Source organism: Staphylococcus sp. Z5-21 (assembly GCF_056529615.1).
In genome coordinates this window covers 789,025-808,512 of sequence record NZ_CP096462.1, presented here as the reverse complement: position 1 = coordinate 808,512, position 19,488 = coordinate 789,025, and the positions used below count along the sequence as shown (strand labels likewise).

The 19,488-nt window shown below is 33.5% G+C and carries 18 protein-coding genes; 3 read left to right on the top strand and 15 right to left on the bottom strand.

Translation table 11 applies throughout. The annotated features are described in order from the left end of the window. Nucleotides 1–87: 87 nt before the first annotated feature. From M1D64_RS03870 to M1D64_RS03840, 7 genes are all read right to left on the bottom strand, one after another. Nucleotides 88–1,515: an aldehyde dehydrogenase family protein gene (locus tag M1D64_RS03870; protein ID WP_002482709.1), complete on the bottom strand. Its 1,428-nt coding sequence runs from the start codon at nucleotides 1,513–1,515 to the stop codon at nucleotides 88–90. Between the two features lie 412 nt (nucleotides 1,516–1,927). Next, on the bottom strand, nucleotides 1,928–2,251 hold the full coding sequence (locus M1D64_RS03865) for a winged helix-turn-helix transcriptional regulator (protein ID WP_011302666.1): 324 nt from the start codon (nucleotides 2,249–2,251) through the stop codon (nucleotides 1,928–1,930). An 86-nt stretch (nucleotides 2,252–2,337) separates the two neighbouring features. Continuing rightward, nucleotides 2,338–3,597, bottom strand: a complete 1,260-nt coding sequence (locus M1D64_RS03860; RefSeq protein ID WP_002482707.1) for a UDP-N-acetylglucosamine 1-carboxyvinyltransferase — start codon at nucleotides 3,595–3,597, stop codon at nucleotides 2,338–2,340. Between the two features lie 380 nt (nucleotides 3,598–3,977). After that, nucleotides 3,978–4,838 (bottom strand): class IIb fructose-bisphosphate aldolase FdaB, encoded by an 861-nt coding sequence (gene fdaB / locus M1D64_RS03855; protein ID WP_002482706.1) that lies wholly within the window; start codon nucleotides 4,836–4,838, stop codon nucleotides 3,978–3,980. 257 nt (nucleotides 4,839–5,095) lie between these two features. Beyond that, complete coding sequence (locus M1D64_RS03850; protein WP_002482705.1) at nucleotides 5,096–6,706, bottom strand: CTP synthase; 1,611 nt, start codon at nucleotides 6,704–6,706, stop codon at nucleotides 5,096–5,098. Nucleotides 6,707–7,025: 319 nt separating this feature from the next. Further along, nucleotides 7,026–7,571, bottom strand: coding sequence for a DNA-directed RNA polymerase subunit delta (rpoE, locus tag M1D64_RS03845; RefSeq protein ID WP_002482704.1), 546 nt, complete (start codon nucleotides 7,569–7,571; stop codon nucleotides 7,026–7,028). Nucleotides 7,572–7,680: 109 nt separating this feature from the next. Then, nucleotides 7,681–8,541 carry a GNAT family N-acetyltransferase gene (locus tag M1D64_RS03840; RefSeq protein ID WP_002482703.1) on the bottom strand — a complete coding sequence of 287 codons (861 nt, stop codon included), beginning with the start codon at nucleotides 8,539–8,541 and terminating at the stop codon, nucleotides 7,681–7,683. A gap of 215 nt (nucleotides 8,542–8,756) precedes the next feature. On the opposite strand from M1D64_RS03840, the gene coaW reads away from it, so the two are divergent. Continuing rightward, nucleotides 8,757–9,554 (top strand): type II pantothenate kinase, encoded by a 798-nt coding sequence (gene coaW / locus M1D64_RS03835; RefSeq protein ID WP_002482702.1) that lies wholly within the window; start codon nucleotides 8,757–8,759, stop codon nucleotides 9,552–9,554. A 481-nt stretch (nucleotides 9,555–10,035) separates the two neighbouring features. Here the strand turns inward: coaW and M1D64_RS03830 are convergent, their stop codons facing one another. From M1D64_RS03830 to M1D64_RS03820, 3 genes are all read right to left on the bottom strand, one after another. After that, nucleotides 10,036–10,701: a DUF2750 domain-containing protein gene (locus M1D64_RS03830; RefSeq protein ID WP_041080791.1), complete on the bottom strand. Its 666-nt coding sequence runs from the start codon at nucleotides 10,699–10,701 to the stop codon at nucleotides 10,036–10,038. 358 nt (nucleotides 10,702–11,059) lie between these two features. Further along, nucleotides 11,060–12,256 carry an L-aspartate--L-methionine ligase LdmS gene (gene ldmS / locus M1D64_RS03825; protein WP_480977553.1) on the bottom strand — a complete coding sequence of 399 codons (1,197 nt, stop codon included), beginning with the start codon at nucleotides 12,254–12,256 and terminating at the stop codon, nucleotides 11,060–11,062. Continuing rightward, entirely contained in the window at nucleotides 12,253–13,437 is a 1,185-nt protein-coding gene (locus tag M1D64_RS03820) for a M20 family metallopeptidase (protein WP_041080792.1), read from the bottom strand. Before M1D64_RS03820 ends, ldmS begins: the two co-directional genes overlap by 4 nt. Nucleotides 13,438–13,720: 283 nt before the next feature. Here M1D64_RS03820 and M1D64_RS03815 point away from each other — a divergent pair, with 283 nt between their 5' ends. Continuing rightward, complete coding sequence (locus M1D64_RS03815; RefSeq protein ID WP_002482698.1) at nucleotides 13,721–14,191, top strand: S-ribosylhomocysteine lyase; 471 nt, start codon at nucleotides 13,721–13,723, stop codon at nucleotides 14,189–14,191. Between the two features lie 93 nt (nucleotides 14,192–14,284). Here the strand turns inward: M1D64_RS03815 and M1D64_RS03810 are convergent, their stop codons facing one another. The 4 genes from M1D64_RS03810 to deoC all read right to left on the bottom strand — a co-directional run bounded on the left by M1D64_RS03810 (nucleotide 14,285) and on the right by deoC (nucleotide 17,866). Then, entirely contained in the window at nucleotides 14,285–14,635 is a 351-nt protein-coding gene (locus M1D64_RS03810; protein ID WP_002482697.1) for a DoxX family protein, read from the bottom strand. Beyond that, entirely contained in the window at nucleotides 14,635–15,822 is a 1,188-nt protein-coding gene (gene deoB / locus M1D64_RS03805; RefSeq protein WP_069821671.1) for a phosphopentomutase, read from the bottom strand. Before deoB ends, M1D64_RS03810 begins: the two co-directional genes overlap by 1 nt. 12 nt (nucleotides 15,823–15,834) lie before the next feature. Further along, entirely contained in the window at nucleotides 15,835–17,136 is a 1,302-nt protein-coding gene (locus M1D64_RS03800) for a pyrimidine-nucleoside phosphorylase (protein ID WP_011302654.1), read from the bottom strand. Nucleotides 17,137–17,203: 67 nt separating this feature from the next. Then, on the bottom strand, nucleotides 17,204–17,866 hold the full coding sequence (gene deoC, locus M1D64_RS03795; protein WP_002482694.1) for a deoxyribose-phosphate aldolase: 663 nt from the start codon (nucleotides 17,864–17,866) through the stop codon (nucleotides 17,204–17,206). Nucleotides 17,867–18,050: 184 nt separating this feature from the next. On the opposite strand from deoC, the gene deoD reads away from it, so the two are divergent. Continuing rightward, nucleotides 18,051–18,761 carry a purine-nucleoside phosphorylase gene (gene deoD, locus M1D64_RS03790; protein ID WP_011302652.1) on the top strand — a complete coding sequence of 237 codons (711 nt, stop codon included), beginning with the start codon at nucleotides 18,051–18,053 and terminating at the stop codon, nucleotides 18,759–18,761. Between the two features lie 184 nt (nucleotides 18,762–18,945). On the opposite strand, the gene M1D64_RS03785 is transcribed toward deoD, so the two are convergent. Then, nucleotides 18,946–19,395: a Dps family protein gene (locus M1D64_RS03785; RefSeq protein ID WP_270892623.1), complete on the bottom strand. Its 450-nt coding sequence runs from the start codon at nucleotides 19,393–19,395 to the stop codon at nucleotides 18,946–18,948. Between the last annotated feature and the right edge of the window lie 93 nt (nucleotides 19,396–19,488).

The window sequence follows — 19,488 nt, the reverse complement described above, 5'->3', positions numbered from 1 at the left end:
GAGAGTAGAACAGAAATCTAATTTCTCTTAAAAAGATTTCATTGTTCTACTCTCATATAGATTCACATTACCTATTAAATTAACTTATTAATTGTAGTAACCTGCAATTGATTTAACTTCTAAGAATTCTTCGATTCCGTAGTCGCCCCATTCACGGCCTATACCAGATTGTTTATAACCACCGAATGGTAAATCAGGTTTACGTCCAGCTTCGTTAATTTCAACTGTACCTGCTTCAATTGAACGTGCTACTTTATGAAGTGTATCTTTATCACTACCATAAACGTAACCAGCTAAACCATATTTTGTATCATTTGCAATTTTGATTGCTTCATCTAAATCATTATATGTGATCACAGACATTACTGGTCCAAATATTTCTTCTTGGGCAATTGTCATGCTGTTATCTACATTATTAAAAATAGTTGGTCTTGCAAAGTAACCTTTGTCTAATCCTTCAGGTTTACCAGGGCCACCATATAATAATTCGGCACCTTCTTCAATACCTTTGTCAATATAGGCTTGTACTTGGTCAAATTGTTTTTTGCTTATAATTGGTCCAACTTGTGTACCTTCTTCTCTAGGGTTACCTACTTTTACTTGACTGAATTTTTCTTTTACAGCTGTTAAAAAGTCTTCTTTTATACTTGCTGGAACGATTGTTCTTGTACCTGCAGTACAAACTTGCCCTGTGTTGAACACTACTTTATTAGCAGCTGCACTTGCTGCACCATCGATATCAGCGTCATCTAAAATAATATAAGGTGATTTACCACCTAGTTCAAGTGATACTTTTTTGAAATCTTCTGCAGCTTTTTTCATAATACTTGAACCTGTTGGGCCAGAACCAGTAAATGACATCATTCTTACTTTTGGATGTTCACTTAATGGATTACCTACACCTTGTCCATCACCATTGACTAAGTTAAATACACCTTTAGGTACACCCACTTTATCAAAAATTTCTGCTAATATAATAGCTGCAAATGGTGTTTCTTCTGAAGGTTTTAATACTACCGGACTACCAGCAGCAAAAGCAGCAGCTAATTTCAATGACGTTTGATTTGTTGGGAAGTTCCATGGTGTAATAAGTCCTGAAACACCGATTGCTTCTTTGACAACTAAATCATCGCCTCGACGTTCTTCAAATTGGAAATCATTTAATGCATCACGTGCTGCTTCAAAATGATCTAAGCCCATTTGATAGTGTACATTTTCCGCTACAGATAGAGGTGCACCTAATTCGTCTGTAATTGCTTGAATTAAGTCTTCTTTTCTATTTTTATATTCTTGTACTATTTGATCTAATAAATCTTGTCTTTCTTTAACTGAAGTGTGTCTGAATTCTAAATATACGTTATCTGCTGCTTCTACAGCTTTTTCCACGTCTTCTTTATTACCTTTAGCAATCGTACCAGCAACTTCTTCTGTTGCAGGATTAATTACTTCAAGTGTTTCTCCACTTGTACTTTCAACCCATTCTCCGTTGATATATTGTTTAATGAAATTTCTCATCAATAATTCACTCCTTAACTTGTGTTGATAATACCATTTTAACCGAGATTTCATTTTTTTAAACATAAGTGCTCACGCCAAATCGTAGCAAACGTTGTTATAAAGCGTTTTCCATTCATTTTATACAATTTTTTTAACCCATTAAATTTCAGCGCCATTTTGTTATTCAGTGAATAACTACATGTACACTCCAATTCATATACAAAAAGAGACCAAGACATCGATTTATGTCTTGGTCTCTTTAAAAATTCAGAGCAATCGAAAATGATTAAATTATACTTCCACTTTAATACGCTACTTTCCAATCACAACTAATAGAATTGATTGTCTTTAGAAATACCTAATTAAGACTGTGTGCTCCATTCTCTTTTAGTAATATTTTGAATTTCGCTTTTACTTTAGAATTTAATTACTATTTATTTTCGAGTTCAATATAATCTTGAGCCCATTTTTCCATTGGCACTAATGCTGCTGCTAAAGCATCACCTTTATCTGTCAGTTGGTAAAGAATATTCATTGGACTGGTAGAAACCACTTTCTTTTCAACTAGTCCCCATTCACTAAGATCCGTTAACTTTATGCTAAGTGCACGTGGTGTAATTGTCTTTAAATCACGTTTCATATCTGAAAAGTGTGCAGACTTTTCCGTACATCTAGATAAATAATTAATAATAAGACCATTCCAACTTCTACCTACTATTTTAAAGGTTTCTTCTAGATAAGGGCAAACTTTCATGGTCATCACCTCAATATCGATTTATTCTATTATCATTTAAACTAAGTACACTTTGGTTACTAAGTATATTTATTATACCACATTTTCTATACTTCTTCAGTCCAAATGTCTGCACCTAAAGATTTTAAAGTACTAACGATATTAGTATAACCACGATAAATATGCTTTACATTATAAATTGTTGTAACACCTTCAGCGAATAAACCAGCTACAATAAGGCAAGCACCTGCACGTAAATCACTAGCATAAACTTCTGCGCCAGTAAGTTTAGATGGCTTAATTGTTGCTGTACCATTATCTGCCGAAATATCTGCACCCATGTTTTTCAATTCATCTACATGTCTAAAACGTGCTGGATAAATCGTTTCGGTAACAAATGATACACCATCAGCCATAAACAATAATGGGGTAATAGGTTGTTGAAGATCGGTAGCAAATCCAGGATATACAAGTGTTTTAATATCAACACTAGCATATGGTGTACTACGTTTGATTACGGCGCTATCATCACCAACTTGAATATCAACACCAAGCTCTTTTAATTTCACTGTTAATGGTTCTACATGCGTTGGAATAATATTATTAATTGTTATATCTTCACCACATGCTGCGGCAATACACATATATGTACCAGCTTCAATTCTATCTGGAATGACCTGATGATGTGAACCGTGTAAATGTTCTACGCCATTAATCTTAATCGTACTTGTGCCAGCGCCTTTGATATCTGCACCTAAGCTTGTTAAGAAATTAGCTACGTCAACTACTTCTGGCTCTTTTGCAGCATTCTCAATGACAGTTTGACCTTCAGCACGAACTGCTGCAAGCATAATATTGATTGTTGCACCAACACTTACAATATCTAAAAAGATATTCGCACCTGTTAATTTGTCAGCCTCTATCTTCATTGATGTAGAACTTGATTCATCAATTTTAGCACCTAAAGCTTTGAAACCTTTAATGTGTTGATCAATGGGTCTCGGTCCTAAAGGACAACCACCTGGTAATCCAATCACACATTTTTTAAACCTACCTAACATAGCGCCCATCATATAATATGAAGCACGTAACGATTCTACTTTATTATTAGGTAATGGTGCATTTTCAATTTCATTTGGATCAACATTTAATGTCATACCATCTAATTCAGTCTTAATATTTAAATCTCCAAGTAAACTTACTAAAGTTTCTACATCAGAGATTTCTGGAAGGCCTTCAATAGTTACTTTGTCTTCAGCCAAAATTGCGGCTGGAATAATTGCTACTGCACTATTTTTAGCACCGTGGTTGTTCACTTCACCTTTTAGTGTTTGACCACCTCTAATTTTAATCACTTCTTGAGCCATTCGTATGTTCTCCTTTGCCTTTCAATCAATATTTCTCTTCCATAACATCATTTGCATTATAAATTAAATTATTACAGTTTGCAAAGCACATCAGTTTATTAAAATTTATTTCATATAAAATAAAGTGTCTTCTCTTGTATATAATTTTTTTACTATTGTTTTCAATTCCCATTATTTACCAATTCAAATCATAATTATAAGGATTTATTATTAAAATTTTATGTTATCCGTGCTTTCCTGATTGCTTTTTTACACAAACCTAACAAATTATAACATAAAAAAGAGAGCGAAGCAGAAATCAAAAAAATGAATTTGATTTCGACGTCTCGCCCTCATAAATCGATACAACATATATAAAGTATCAAAAGTTATTCGTTAACTTATTTTGCTTGGTTAGATGTACCAAACTCTTTAATTTTACCAATAACAGTAGCTTTAATTGCTTCACGTGCAGGTCCTAAATATTTACGAGGATCATACACTTCTTTATCATTGTCTAAAGCTTCACGAACAGCTTTAGCTGAAGCAATTTGGTTTTCTGTATTTACATTGATTTTAGCAGTACCAAAAGTAATTGCTTTTTGGATATCTTTCGTTGGGATTCCTGTACCACCGTGTAATACTAATGGTAATCCTGTAGAAGCACCAATTTCTTCCATTTCTTTAAATCCTAATTTTGGTTCACCTTTATAAGGTCCGTGTACTGAACCTAATGCTGGCGCTAATGTATCGATACCTGTTTTTTCAACAAGTTCTTGACATTCTTTAGGATCTGCATAGATTACGCCGTCAGCAACTACATCATCTTCTTGTCCACCAACAGTACCTAATTCTGCTTCAACTGAAACACCATGTTCATGAGCATATTCTACAACTTTTGAAGTGATTTCAACATTGTCTTCGAATGAACCATGTGAAGCATCAATCATTACTGATGTAAATCCAGCGTCAATTGCTTCTTTACATTTTTCAAAGCTTGAACCGTGGTCTAAGTGAATTGCAACTGGTACAGTAATTTCTTTGTCATGCATTAAACCTTCAACCATTTTAACAACTGTATAGAAACCACTCATGTAACGAGCAGCACCTTCAGATACACCTAAAATTACAGGAGCGTTCTCTTCTTGAGAAGCTTCTAAAATTGCTTGAGTGAATTCTAAGTTATTAAGGTTATATTGACCTACTGCGTAACCATTTTCTTTTGCATCTATTAACATTTCTTTCATTGAAACTAAAGGCATGAAAGTTCCTCCTTGGTGCTTTAAGCACATATTTTTACAATCTAATTATATCAAAGTCGTATACCTTTTGCATTCTTCAATATATTTGTAAGCGTTTTTATTTTATATTTTTATTCTAGATGTATAAAAATCGCCTAAATTTCAAATTTTAATAATCATTTATACCCCATTTTTATATACATACATTTGAACGAAGCACTAAATAAAAAAAGACACACATCTCGACGTAATAGTTCGAGTATGTGTGTCTTAACATATTATTTAGATTGCTGATGGTTCAATGATGCTTCTATAAATGCTTTGAAAATCGGTTGAGGGCGATTAGGTCTTGATAAAAATTCTGGATGGAATTGACATGCAACGAAAAAGTCATTGCTTGGAATTTCTACCATTTCTACTAAACGACCATCTGGACTTGTTCCAGAAAACACCATTCCGTTTGCTTCGAGTTGTTCTCTATATTCATTATTAAATTCATAACGATGACGGTGTCTTTCTTCAATTTCAGTTTCATTATAAATTGAATTTGCTAATGTACCTTCTTTGATATGACATGGGTATAAACCTAAGCGTAGTGTACCGCCTAAATCTTCGATATCTTTCTGTTCTGGTAATAAGTCGATTATAGGATGTGGTGTATTAGGATCTAATTCTGCTGAATGCGCGTCATCTAGTCCAATGACATTTCGAGCAAACTCAACAGTTGCTAATTGCATACCTAAACAAATACCGAAATATGGCACATTATTTTCACGTGCATATTTAATAGCTGATATCTTACCTTCACTTGCACGGAATCCAAATCCACCAGGTACTAATATACCATCAACTTCTGCTAATATTTCAGCAACGTTTTCATCGGTAACTTCACTTGAATCAATCCATTTCACTTCGATATCTTTTTTGAATGGATAGCCAGCGTGTTTTAATGACTCGACAACTGACAAATATGCATCTTGTAAGCTTACATATTTACCTACTAAACCAATTGTTATCTTGCCATCTAAACTGTTAACCGTATCTAATAAATATTGCCACTCATCTAATTGCGTTTCGTATTTTGGATTTAATTCTAAACGCTTAATCACAATATCGTCCATATCTTGTTTACTTAATTGTAAAGGTATCTCATATAATGAATCAGCATCACGACATTCTATAACGCTTGCTTTATCAATATCACAGAATAGCGCAATTTTATCTTTTAAATCTTGAGTAAGTTCATATTCTGTTCTAACAACAATTAAATCTGGTTGGATACCAAGACCTCTTAATTCTTTCACACTATGTTGTGTTGGTTTTGTCTTCATTTCTCCAGCAGCTTTGATATATGGTAACAAAGTACAGTGAACATACATTACATTTTCGCGTCCTAAATCACTACGGATTTGTCTAATTGCTTCAATAAATGGCAATGACTCTATATCCCCTGTTGTACCACCAATTTCAGTAATAACTACATCTGCATTTGTACTTTCCCCAGCTAATAATAAACGCTCTTTTATTTCATTCGTAATGTGCGGGATAACTTGAACTGTACCACCTAAATAATCACCACGACGCTCTTTTTTTAAGACATGAGAATAAACTTTCCCAGCCGTTACATTTGAATATTTATTTAAATTTATATCAATAAATCTCTCATAATGTCCTAAGTCTAAGTCAGTTTCAGCACCATCGTCTGTCACAAAAACTTCACCATGTTGATATGGACTCATTGTGCCTGGGTCAACATTTAAGTATGGATCAAATTTTTGAATCGTGACTTTTAATCCTCTATCTTTTAATAATCTTCCTAAAGATGCTGCCGTGATACCTTTACCCAATGAAGAAACAACTCCACCAGTTACAAAAATGAATTTTGTCATGTTCTGCCTCCTATGATTAAAACCGTATTTTCTTACAATACGTTTTGATTCGTATCAAATCTCCAAATTAGTTGCTAAATTTTGTGATACAACATTTACATATTTAAATGCTTCATCATTATATGTATTAATTGTCGTAACAAGTACTTTCAAAATATAAAATACTATAAAACTGATATATTATTTAAAACAAAAAAATCGCTCCCTCTCACATGGTTGTAAGGGGGAGCGTATAATATTTATACACGTCGTCCTAATTAAAGGAGCCCGAATAAAATTTTATCATGTTCACGAAAAAAGTCAATTAAATCTCAAAGAATTATTCTTCTGTTTCTTCTTCGTCTTCAAATTCTTCTTCTTCATCTTCTTCGTCTAAATCTTCATCATCTTCATCGATAACGATATCTGTTTCATTAAGATCTTCATCAACATCGTCATCTTCTGGATCTTCTGGATCATTCAAAGTCTCTTGGTCATCTGTAACTGCTGGAATATCATCATCATCATCAGCCTCATCTTCACCAAGTAATTTTAAGTTTTTATCTTCTTCATCATCGTCGTCCAGAATATCAAATTTTTGAATCGTAGGCGCAATTTTTTCTTCAATATCTGCAACTGAATACCAATCACGTAATCCCCAAATATTTTCACCAACATTTAAAAAACGACCATCTGTGTTTAAATCTGTATAGAATTGAACAATTCTATTTTCGATTTCGTCGTCTTCATAATGTCCAAGTGCTTTAAATTCATCAATAATATCATATAAGTTCATTGTGTCATTTTTTTCATTTAATAACGTATATGCCATATCGATAAATGATTTCTCATCAACCATTTCTTTTGTGTAATCTTGAATTCTCATTATTTATTCTTCCTTTCAAAGGCGTTTATCCAAATCAGTACTAAGTTTAACATAAGTAATAATAACAAATGTAAATTATAAATGACAATTCCTGATTTCGCAATCGCATTTAGTAATTTATATATTTTTCAAAGACAATATAATCATCTGCGGCATCTATTTCAACAAAATTACTGTTTATACATAACGGTTTTAATTCATTATTTTCACCATACAAAGTGATTGTCAATAACTTTACACTATCAAAATGTTTACGTACATATGTAGATAATTGTCTCAATGCGCTTTCAGCAATACCATGGTGCCGTTCTTCTTTGTTAACTTCAACCGAAGAGATATTCATTCGATCTTCATGTCTTTCAATAGCAATAAATCCCACTTTATTATCATCTTTAATTAAATCAATGATATGAATATTGAATGGTTGTTCTTCTGTGTTCGGTTTTAATTTTAAAGAAGAGACATGTTTAGAATCTAGATCAAGGTAATATAACCTTTCTTTTCCAATAGGTCCTTCTTCTTTTGTAGCTGCATGCATAAAGCCCGCACGTTCATAAACATTCCAAGCGCCTTTATTTTCAGCGTCGACCACTAAATATAAATGGTTAAAATTTGGAAAAAGTGTCTGTACATACCTAGGCAGATACATCATCATTTTCGTACCATAGCCATAACCTTGAAAATCTTCATTGACTGATAAGGATCTCACATATATAACTTGATTTGGCGTGTCATATCCTTCATGTTGATAATACTGATGCAGTACAAAGAAGCCAACAACTTCACCTTCATCATTTAGTGCAATATTTGGAATTCTATCTTCATCAATGATCGCATCATCCAATACATCTTTAGGTAATGATGAATAAATTTGCTGTCTTTCACTTAATTTGAAATCATATAAAGATTGTCTATATTTTTCTTCATAAACTTGTACCGTAATATTTTCAAAATTTTCCTTTATAAACATGTTTTAATCCCCTATTAAAAACGTAGTCGTTATTTATTCATACCACTTCTGAATCAAATCAACCTATAAATTTACATATAATTTAGAAACATACCTAATTAATTAACAGCCTTAATTGTGAACTATTCTATCAATCCTATTAAATTCATATTTGATTTTCCTTCATTTTATTATACTATAAGTTATAATGGAAATTTTTATTAGGGGGAATACAGATGAAGATAGGTGTCGATGCTGGTGGCACGCTCATTAAAATTGTTCAAGAAAAAAACGGTGAACGAACATACAGCACAAGATTAACTACTGAAATTGAGGAAGTCATTCAATGGTTAAATCAACAAGATTGTAACAACATTAATCTGACGGGTGGGCAAGCTGCCATGATTAATGAACAACTCAATTGTGAATCTCGTGTATTTGTTGAATTTGATGCTGCAGCTAAAGGGCTAGAAATCCTATTAGAAGAACAAGGTCACTTCTTAGATGATTATATTTTCACTAATGTTGGTACTGGTACTTCACTTCATTTTTCAAATGGCAAAGCGCAAAAGCGTGTAGGCGGAATAGGCACCGGTGGCGGTATGATACAAGGCCTTGGATACCTACTCACAGGTATCAGTAACTATAAACAGTTAACTGATACAGCTCAAAATGGTAACCGTGATATTATAGATTTAAAGGTAAAACATATATATAAAGATAGTGAGCCTCCTATTTCTGGCGATTTAACTGCAGCTAACTTTGGTAATGTGCTACATCATTTAGATGAATCATTTACAGATGCAGATAAATTGGCTTCTGTAATTGCAGTCGTCGGTGAAGTCATTTCGACAATGTCAATTACTGTCGCAAGAGAACATAATACAAAAAATGTTGCCTATATCGGTTCTTCCTTCCACAATAACGATTTATTAAAGGAGGTCGTCAAAGACTATACTGTTTTACGTGGGTGTGAACCTTATTATATTGAGCATGGTGCATTTTCTGGTGCTCTAGGTTCTATACATTTATAATGCTTATATTCATTAAATTATATAATGTATAGACTGCTCATTAAGCACGTTTATCTGCCACAATGTGACATATTAAAAACAGGACATTATATGAGTTATCTAAATGAAAAATGATTTTGTAGGATTTTATACAATCATACTGAATGGGTATAAACAAAAAACAGTAATTTCTAGTTTAAAACACTAGAAATTACTGTTTTATTTATAAATATGAAATTGAATAATACAGATACTAATCATGTAACTGTTTAAAATAAGCAGTTGGACTTTACACCAATTGTTTAAATTGACAAAAAGCCTAGACGCCTAATTATGTTCCAGACTTTTTGACATTATCTATTTATGACTCAATCTCTTTATTTCAACTAGTTATTACTCCAAACAAATCTATAACTATTTCGATACGATAAAATTTGTGCTCTAAATTATAAATATTATAAATACATAACTCATAAACAGCTATATTGTTGATAACCTTTAATTAAAATGTTAACTGGTCAATTACTTTTTGAGCAGGCACAACGGTTCCGACTACGCCTGACTTCAAGTCTATTGCAACTGCATGGTCATCATCACGTAACGTATCTAACCATTCAGCAAATACTTCCCCTTCAATCTCAATAATTTCACATTCTTCAAAATCTTGATTTCTCACCTTTTCAGCTCTATTTTTAATACTCCATACAGGCATAATATGTGGTTTTTGGTGTGCTTCATCACTGATCATGATAAATTGTTTTTCATTCTTATTAGTTAATCCAAACACAGCATCTTCTTTAGCAACATCTTTAACAAATTCTTTCAATCTAATACTATCCAAATCAGACATCAATTCATTTGAAGCTGCAACGATACGAACGCGTTCACCATCTTTATGTGAAGTTGGGTTCATCAATACCTCATCATCTTGATCAAAAATATCGTCAATTTCATAAGTTACAAAACGATCAATATCAACCGTTTTTACTTTGTCATATTCAATTTGCTCTTTATTTAAATAACTTTCTGCTGTTGCTTTATCTGTCCAAGCACATACTACATTTTGTTCAGATATTTCTTGTCTAATCAAATGCTTTGATTTAGTTCCGACATAAAAAACTTCATTTATTAAAATATCTTGAAAAAATGAACTTTCTTTGTAAGACATATTTTCACCTTCAATTCATTTATAATAATTACTTATATTTAAAATATAAATGACTGTATGTTTCTAGTCAATCAACGAATGTTCCTTATAAATTTAGAAAGTATTAACAGGAATCAAATTTTTTAATAAAAATTAAAGAATAAAAGTCATTCTCTTCCTTGGCTAATATTCTAATCGTATACATAACCACTACGCATTCGCATAAAATATATCAATAGTACTTTGGATCGCTGGTAGTAATTCACATCTATTGTCCAATTAAAAAATCTGAGACACCTATTTATGTCCCAGACACTTTACATTTTTAGCTTTTAAATTATTATCTACTGAGTAGAACCACTAATTTTAATTCCACATTTTATTTTTCTTGAATCTCTTTTAGAAATTGTTGCTCCAATGTATCAACCGTAGCTTTGTTTTCAGCATGCCATATACAACCAAATCTAGATTGCACCGTATCATTTTCAAACCATTCACCATCATAATAAGAAAGTGGAAATAATACGCCCAGTCGCACATATTTCAAAATTGTCGCAAAAAATTGTTCGTTATCACCAGGCGAAATATAACTATAAAATTTATGATAGCCTTGTTGAAGTAAAGGCTCTAACAACAACATACTTGTCGAACCATTTTGTCTAAAATTCAAATCAATCGCATATACATCATTTTTGTCGTCTAATAACAAGTCAAAGCCCGCTACGCCAAAGTAACCTTTAGATACCCCAATTTCCATGATTTCTCTACCAGCTTCTATCACGTGTTTAGGTACATCCGGCGCATTTTCATTTCCACTATAATGGCCGTAAGCATCTGTGAGTTGAGCTGAAGTACCTATATATCGTATGCCTTCATTTTCAGAATATGCAAATTGTACACAATAATTAGCAATCGCTTCTATCTTTTGCTCTATAATCATTGTGTCTGTTTCTGATTGAGCTTGAGCAATTCGTGTTTTTGCTTTTGTTAAATCTTCTTCTGAATAACAAATCATTACACCATACCCGCCAGCAGTTGGTAAGTCATCCCCAGGTTTTAATACAAATGGGAACGACCATTCAGACACCGCCGCCTCAAAATCTTCAATGTTTACAACTTCTCGACGGGGAAGGAATTGATTGTTCGTCCATTCAGGAATTTTTGCTTTATTATTTAATGCAACAAAGATATCTTTATCTAGTGCATAATGCGCTTTAGTTAATATATCTTCACCATGAATATATTGAAAATAAATTTTCTTATTCTCTTCTTGCCCTAACACTTTTAAAGTTTGTTCATAACTTTGTTGATCGTTGAATTGAATGATATTTGTAGGCATTGTTTTCCCTACCGCTTCAAATAACTGCTTTAATTTATCAGTGACGCTCGCTTCATGAACGATTACTGGCATATGATTAGCAATTATCAGCTCTCTACCTGTTAAAAAATTCGATTGGTGTTCTTCAGGTTCCAGCCATGGATTTGAAATATAAGACGGTCTAGAAGTATAGACAACGCGAGAATCGTAAAGATCACTAAGTGTTAATTTGGGTCTATGAGAGCGTTCTTTAGTCATTTTTTATGCCCCTTTATAAATTGATGTTGTTCAATAATCTCATCAAACAACGCTTGATTCGTTAATAATTCTAATCCCATAAGCGAGAGAATCTTAGCACCTCTAATTAACGCTTGGTCCCCATGGGTACTTGCTGCAGCCTCTCTAAATCTATGCGTATGACCTACTAAATTACGTGATCCAATTTTAATATGTGGATGTATCGTTGGTACAACATGACTCACATTTCCCGTGTCAGTAGAGCCATAACCAAAATCATCATCAATGACAGCTTCACCCATTTCTGTTGCATATTTAGCAAATAAATCATCTAGTTTTGAAGATTTTATAAACTCGTTCACGCCATTTTGTATAGGTCCAAATTCATAATCACATCCAGTTTGCAATGCCGCACCTTTAGCTATTTGACCAACTCGTTCAGTTAAAATGTCTAACTCATGGCGACTTGTTGCTCTAGTATAGAATCTCGCATGTGTAAAATCAGGTATAATATTGGCTGCTTGTCCACCATCCAATATAACGCCATGGACACGTTGACTACTTTTTATATGCTGACGTAATTGCGCAACCCCATTAAAATATGAAATCATTGCATCAAGTGCATTTTTCGCTTCATCTGCATTTTCAGATGCATGCGCACTTTTACCAAAAAATTTAACATCTAGTACATCTACAGCCAAAGTATTGATTGTTCTGTATGTTTCATTACCAGGATGCACCATTAAGGCGATATCTAAATCATCAATAATACCTTCTTTAACATAAGTCGCTTTAGCACTACCGTTTTCTCCACCTTCTTCTGCAGGACAGCCTAATACAATTACTTTTCCGCCGACTTTATCAATGACTTGCTTTAAGGCTATACCCGCAAATGTACTAGCGGTACCAATAATATTATGACCACACGCGTGACCTAACCCTGGCAATGCATCATATTCGGCCAAGTAACCTATAGTTGGTCCCGTTTGTCCTGAATCATAACTTGCTATAAAGCCAGTCGCATGTCCTGCTATATTTGTTTCGACTTCAAAACCATGTTGCGTTAACGTTTCCGTTAACGTTCTAGATGCAAATATCTCCTCATTACCTAATTCAGGTCTTTGATGGATTTGATGGCTCATTTCTAAATATTTATACTTTTCATTTTCTATATAGTCCAATACAATTTGTTTATTCTCCATAATTCAACACGGCCTCCTAAATTACTTGGCATTATGTTTATACTTAATTTATAAAATAAATCAAATGCAATAAGTAATTTATTAAATAACACAACATATGATTCATAATGCACAAAACATGATTTAATTATTACTTATTCTATCGGGTTTATTGAATTCTGTCATTCATTTTCTGAAATTTATAAAAATAACTTTCATACGCCTTTATACCACATTTCAAAAATTGTAAATCCTCTTTTAACTTGTTACAATTAATTTAAGTTATATATGAGGAGGATACACCATGCCAAAAATGAACGTAGAAAGTTTTAATTTAGATCATACAATCGTTGTAGCACCTTTTGTGAGATTAGCAGGGAAAATGGAAGGCGCTAACGGTGATGTAATTCATAAATATGATATCCGCTTTAAACAACCAAACAAAGAGCATATGGATATGCCTGGGTTACATTCATTAGAACATTTAATGGCAGAAAATATTAGAAATCATTCAGATAAAGTCGTTGATATTAGTCCAATGGGTTGCCAAACAGGATTTTACGTTTCATTTATCAATCATGATGACTATGAAGATGTGTTAAATATTATCGAAGCAACAATTAAAGATGTATTAAATGCTACAGAAGTGCCAGCATGTAATGAAGTTCAATGTGGTTGGGCTGCTAGCCATTCATTAGAAGGCGCCAAAGAAATAGCCCAAACATTCTTAGACAAAAAAGCTGAATGGCATGATATCTATGGTGAAGCACAATAATTTATAATGTGAGTTAGCATTTTATAAATATATAAAATAAGAGAGCACAGCGTCATTTCAAACGCATGTGCTCTCTTATTTTAGTTTAGTAAGTTATAATTTTTTGATTAATTTCATCATCACAAATTGCAATGGAATACGTCCGTATAAAGCCCATTTCGGAAGTTGTTGACCAGCAATTGGAATTTGTTTGCGCGCCATATAAATATTCGCTGGTAAGACCGCCCATAAAAACGCTATGAGTGCATTTTTTTGACCCTTAGTAGGTTGTTTCATTAATAATATGACACCAAACACGATTTCCATAACGCCTGTGATTAACACAGCTGCTTTTCGAAATGGTAAGTACGCTGGTACAATACGTCTAAATTGTTCTTCATCTTTAAAATGGAGTACCCCTGCAACACTAAAGACAATTCCAAATAGCATTCTTAAAATACGCATTACTTTTCAACACCCATTTCTTTCAAATAGCTTTTGCCAAATTCAGGTAATTTCACACCAAAATTATCAGCAATCGTTGCACCTAAAGAACTAAATGTGCTGTCTATCGTTAGCTCATGATAGTCACTCATTTTAGGACTAAACATAAGTACAGGAATGTATTCTCTAGTATGATCCGTACCATCTGCAGTTGGATCATTACCATGGTCTGCTGTAATAATAACTAAATCTTCTTCTTGTAAGTGATTCATAAGTTCAGGTAAACGTTCATCAAAATCTTTAATCGCTTGTGCATATCCTGGTTTATCACGACGATGGCCATAAAGGGCATCGAAATCAACAAGATTTAAAAAGCTTAACCCATTAAAGTCACGTTGCACAGTTTCAATTAATTTATCCATACCATCCATGTTATCTTTGGTACGTATCGATTCAGTCACACCTTCACCGTCAAATATATCATTAATTTTACCAAGGGCAATGACATCATAACCATTATCTTTTAATTCATTCATTACTGTTCTACCAAATGGTTTTAATGCATAGTCATGTCTATTAGAAGTTCGTTTAAATGAACCTGGCTCTCCAATATAAGGTCTAGCAATGATTCTGCCTATTAAATATTTAGGATCCTTGGTTAATTCTCTTACTTTTTCACAGATGTCATATAGTTCCTCTAAAGGAATAATATCTTCATGAGCTGCAATTTGAAGTACTGGGTCTGCAGAAGTATAGACAATTAGATCACCCGTCTTCATCTGATGTTCGCCCCATTCATCTATGATTTGCGTACCGGATGCAGGACGATTGGCTACAACTTTACGTCCTGTTAACGTTTCGATTTCATTAACCAGTTCTTCTGGAAAGCCTTCTGGATAGACCTTAAATGGTTGCATGATATTTAGCCCCATAATCTCCCAATGGCCAGTCATGGTATCTTTGCCGACTGAAGCTTCACTCATTTTTGTGTAAAAAGCTTGTGGTTCCGCTTCTTTATCAATAACCGGAAGAGGTTCAATATTACCTAAACCTAATTTTTGTAAGTTAGGTAATGACTGTTCAAATCCTTCGAGCGTATGCTTTAAAGTGTGACTGCCTTCATCATCAAAAGCTTTTGCATCAGGTCCTTCTCCAATACCAACAGAGTCCATGACAATTAAATGAACTCGTTTAAATGGTGTAGTCATAATATTCCTCTCCTATTCAGTAATTATTTTATGAATCAATGTTGGTTCATTACCAGTGTCACTAATCGTAATACTTTGCAATAGTTTATCTTTTACGTTATCAATTTGTTCTTGATTGCTGTGGATTGTTAACAAAGCCTCTCCTTTGTTGACGCTATCTCCAACCTTTTTATGCAATACGAGACCCACACTTAAATCTATTTCGTCTTCTTTAGTTTGTCTGCCTGCACCTAACATCATAGAAGCTACACCGACTTCATTTGCAATAATTTCAGTTACAATGCCTTCACTTTGTGCGGGTAGTTCAATTTGATATTTGGCTTGTGGTAATTTTGATACATCGTCTACAACAGAACCATCGCCATCTTGGTTTTCTAAAAATGTTCTGAAACTTTCTAACGCTGAACCATCTTGAATTGCTTGTTCTAACATTTTACGTGCTTCATCAAGATTTTGAGCTTTTCCACCGACGACTACCATCTGTGAACCTAGCGTCATAACTAACTCTGTTAAGTCTTCTGGTCCATTACCTTGCAACGTTTCAATCGCTTCTTTAACTTCTAAAGCATTACCTATTGCATTGCCAAGTGGTTGGCCCATATCCGAAATAATTGCCATTGTATTTCTACCTACATTATTACCGATACGAACCATGGCATGCGCTAATGCTTCTGCATCTTCTAACGTTTTCATAAATGCGCCATTACCGGTTTTAACATCTAATACAATTGCATCCGCGCCAGCAGCAATTTTTTTACTCATTATAGACGATGCAATCAGTGGAATTGAATTCACCGTACCGGTAACATCACGAAGTCCATATAGTTTTTTATCAGCGGGTGTTAAATTCCCAGTTTGACCAATGACTGCAACTTTCGCCTCATTAACCAATTTAACAAATTGTTCTTCGCTAATTTCAACATGGAAACCTTCAACTGATTCTAATTTATCAATGGTACCACCAGTATGGCCTAGTCCGCGACCACTCATTTTCGCTACTGGCACACCTACCGCAGCCACTAATGGTGCAAGTACTAGTGTCGTCGTATCACCAACACCACCCGTTGAGTGCTTATCCACTTTAACCCCATTAATATTAGATAAATCAATGACATCACCTGAATTAACCATCGCCATCGTCAAGGCAGCTCGTTCATCATCATTCATATCTTGAAAATAAATCGCCATCGCTAAACTAGAAGCTTGATAGTCAGGAATATCTCCATTTGTATATCCATCAATAAAGTATTCAATTTCTTGTTTCGTTAGCGCTTGACCATCACGTTTTTTTTCAATAATATCTACCATTCTCATATGAGTTGGCCTCCCCTATTTTTCAAGTCAATACATAACTATATTCAGACAAGATTTCAGTTATTTATTAATAATCTGAGTCACTTTCTAAACCTTGTACAATTTCAACGCCTGCACTAGCGCCAATACGTGTGGCACCTGCTTCAAGCATATGATTGAAGTCTTCAAGATTTCTAACGCCACCAGAAGCTTTGACTTCTAAATCATCGCCCACTGTATCTTTCATTAACTTAACATCTTCAGGTGTAGCACCACCACCAGCAAATCCTGTTGATGTTTTAACAAAATCAGCACCAGCTACCTTGCTTAATTCGCTTGCTTTGACTTTTTCCTCATCAGTTAATAAGCATGTTTCAATAATAACTTTAACTGTTTTACCGTTCGCTGCACCTACGACACCTTCGATATCTTTTTGAACGTCTTCAAAGCGTCCATCTTTTAAAGCACCAATATTAATTACCATATCTACTTCTGATGCACCTTTATTAATAGCATCTTCTGTTTCAAATATTTTTGTTTCAGTCGTTGATGCTCCTAATGGAAAACCTATAACTGTACATACTAATACATCTGAACCCTTAAGTTGTTCAGCAGCATATTTTACATGTGTTGGATTAATACAAATCGATTTAAAATTAAACGCTTTCGCTTCCTCGATAATTTTATCTATTTGATTTCTCGTAGATTCCGGTTTAAGTAATGTGTGGTCTATATATTTTGCGTAATTCATATTAAATCCTCCTATTATTTCGTTTATTAGCATATGGTGTTTTAACCCACTCATAATTATATAGTAAAATTTAACATATATGTTTATAAACATTCTCTCTTTACCTCTATACTACAAAAATTCGCAAAAATAATAAACAAATGTTATCTTTAATTTGATAAAGAATTTAAAGGAGAAGATGATTATGACAAAAGCAACACCTCATATTCAACCTAATGGGAAAAAAATAGCTAAAACCGTATTAATGCCAGGGGATCCACTTCGTGCAAAATATATTGCGGATAACTATTTAGAAAACGTTGAACAATTTAACGAAGTACGTAATATGTTTGGTTATACAGGTACATATAATGGTAAAGAAGTATCTGTAATGGGATCAGGTATGGGCGTTCCAAGTATTGGTATCTATTCGTATGAACTATACAATTTCTTTGATGTAGACACAATCATCCGTATCGGCTCATGCGGTGCTTTACAAGAAAACGTTAACTTATATGATGTGATTATTGCACAAGGTGCTTCTACGAATTCTAGTTATGTGGAGCAATACAACATTCCTGGTCATTTTGCACCATTAGCAGATTTTGAATTAATATTAAAAGCTAAACAAAAAGCAGATGATATCGGTGCTACGACACATGTTGGCAATATCTTATCTTCTGATACGTTCTATAATGCCGACCCTACATTCAATGAACAATGGCAACGCATGGGTGTCTTAGGTATTGAAATGGAGTCTGCAGCACTATATTTAAACGCTACTTATGCAAATAAAAAAGCTTTAGGCATATTTACAGTAAGCGATCATATCTTACGTGATGAAGCGACAACTGCTGAAGAACGCCAAAACTCTTTCACTCAAATGATGGAAATAGCATTAGAAATTGCTGAATAACATTTTCTTTAGGTTTCAGATTGATATGTAAATAAGTACATATAGAGCTAGTGTGCTAATTCATAACACTCAGCTAACATTTTTTATAAAGAAAGAGGCCCTGTCTATTTAAATAGACAGGGCCTCTTTTATACGTCTAAGCTATATGCCCAGACACTATTCTCTTTATCTTAAACTGAATGTATTATCTACCTAAATATGATTTTAACATCCAGTTATGTTTATCTATATTTGTTTGCATACCGATGAACATATCTTCAGTCACATCATCATCTGCATTTGAAGCAACTTCAATTGCTTCTTCTAATTGTTTAGATACATTATCGAAGTCTTGTGAAAGTTCTTCAACCATTTCTTCAGCTTTGTAACCTTTGTCTGCTTCTTTGATAATTGAAAGATCTAAACTTTCTTTTAATGTTGCAACTGGATTACCACCAACAGCTAAAATACGCTCAGCTAAATCGTCAATGTATTGACTTGCTTCGTCATATAATTCTTCGAATTTTGTGTGTAGTGAGAAGAAATTAGGACCTTTTACATACCAATGAAAATTGTGTAATTTGGTGAATGCGACTGTCCAGTTTGCTACTTGTTGATTTAATACTTTTACTACTTCTTCATTACTTTTTGCCATGTAAAATCTCTCCTTTAAATTTCAATATTATCATTAAATGACAACAACGTTCTTGATTACAATAATTATTATATTATAATAATTCTAATCTGT